This is a genomic window from Rhodopseudomonas sp. BR0C11, from assembly GCF_010820945.1.
Lineage (GTDB): Bacteria > Pseudomonadota > Alphaproteobacteria > Rhizobiales > Xanthobacteraceae > Rhodopseudomonas > Rhodopseudomonas palustris_H.
The window spans coordinates 1-1,447 of sequence record NZ_QTKI01000681.1 but is presented as its reverse complement, the minus strand read 5'-3'; the positions used below and the strand labels follow the sequence as shown (position 1 = coordinate 1,447).

Below are 1,447 nucleotides of genomic sequence, written 5' to 3'. Positions count from 1 at the left end.
GCCCCCGTTGCTGCGCAGCGCCAGCTTGGCCTGCAGCCGGCCATCGAGCCGGTCGAAATCGGCCAGCCCGTCGAGCAGCGGCAGCGCATGCACGCCGCTGAGATCGCCCTGCAGGTCGAATGTCGGCACCGCACCGGAGGCGTCGATCGCCAGCGTTCCGGTCGCTTGTCCGCCATAGGCGGCGAGACGGCTCGCTTGCACCGCCAGCACCCCGCCGGCGCGCTTGGCGTCGGCCGAGGCCGGTGCGATCCGGGCCGGACCGATGTTCAGCTCGGTGGCGGACAGCTGCAGTTCGGCATCGACGTAGTTCAGGCCGGCGAAATCGAGCGGCGTTTCGCTCCACGGTGAGCCGGGAGGAGCGGTGCGGGTGATGGCGACCAGGTCGAGCCGCTGAAAGTCGAGGTCGAGCTTGACCAGCGGCTTGCCGGCGACGTCCACCGAGGCCCAGCCGTTGAACGGTGCGTCGCCCAGTCTGCCGCTGACGCCGTTGATCGCCAGCGTGGTGCCGCGCAGCCGCGCTTCCGCTTTGGCGCTGAGCCGCGACGTCAGCAGCCCCGGCGCGTCGAGCGTGAGATCGATCAGCATCGGCCGCTTGTCATCCGCCGGCGGCGTGGCGGTGAGTTCGAACGACACCGGCGAGCGGCCGAGCGTGGCCGAGCCGCTGGCGGTGATCGGCCCCTCGGTATCCTCACGTTCGATGTCGGCCTGAATGCCGGCAATGCGGCGTTCGACGCGGTCGGCCGTGCTGGTCATCACCACGACGCCGTCCTGAACCACGATGCGTTCGATGTCGGCGAGCTCGGCGCTCCCTTTACGCGCGGGCGCTGGCGTGGGGCCGGCCTCGTCGCGCCGGCGCAGCAGCGGCAGGTGTAGTTCCGGACTGATCAGGGTCAGCTCGGTGAGCCGCGGCGTCGCCGAGATCAGGCTGGTCAACGGCAGTTCGGCGCGGACGGTCGCGATCTTCAGCCGCGGATCGGTGGTGCGGCCGCCCGGCAACTCGGCACTGACATCGTGCAAGGTGAGCGCGACCGCCGGAAACAGCCGGACGGTGCCGGCCCCGGCGATCGTCACCCGATAGCCGGTGTCGCGCTCGATCCGGCTCTGGATTGCGCCGGTCAGCGCGCCGGCCGGAATTCCGATCGCGATCAGCAGCGTGGCCGCGACGAGGAGCAGAGCCGCCATGGCGCCTGCGATCCTGATCGGCTTCATCTCGGCTCCTTACGCATCCGGCTGCTCGCTGATCCGCGCCGTCCTAGCCACGCCAGAACGACGGCTTTTTGGTTGTCGCCGCCGACTCGGTGCCGGCCGGTGGTGTCGCCGCCGCCGGCACGGCTTCGGCCGCGTCACGGGCGCTGCCGCTGAGCAGTCGTTTGCCGACCGCCCAGAAGCCGCGGCCGACATCATCCATCATCATGAACACCGCCGGCACGAAGATCAGCGACAGCAC

Annotated in this window: 2 protein-coding genes; both read right to left on the bottom strand. The window is 70.4% G+C overall.

Going from position 1 to position 1,447, the window contains the following annotated elements; all coding sequences use genetic code 11:
• Window positions 1–1,209, bottom strand: a 1,209-nt coding sequence (locus tag DYI24_RS26535) for an AsmA family protein (RefSeq protein WP_164574447.1), incomplete at its 3' end; no start/stop codon positions are given.
• A gap of 43 nt (window positions 1,210–1,252) precedes the next feature.
• Window positions 1,253–1,447, bottom strand: a 195-nt coding sequence (locus tag DYI24_RS26530; RefSeq protein WP_164574446.1) for a hypothetical protein, incomplete at its 5' end; no start/stop codon positions are given.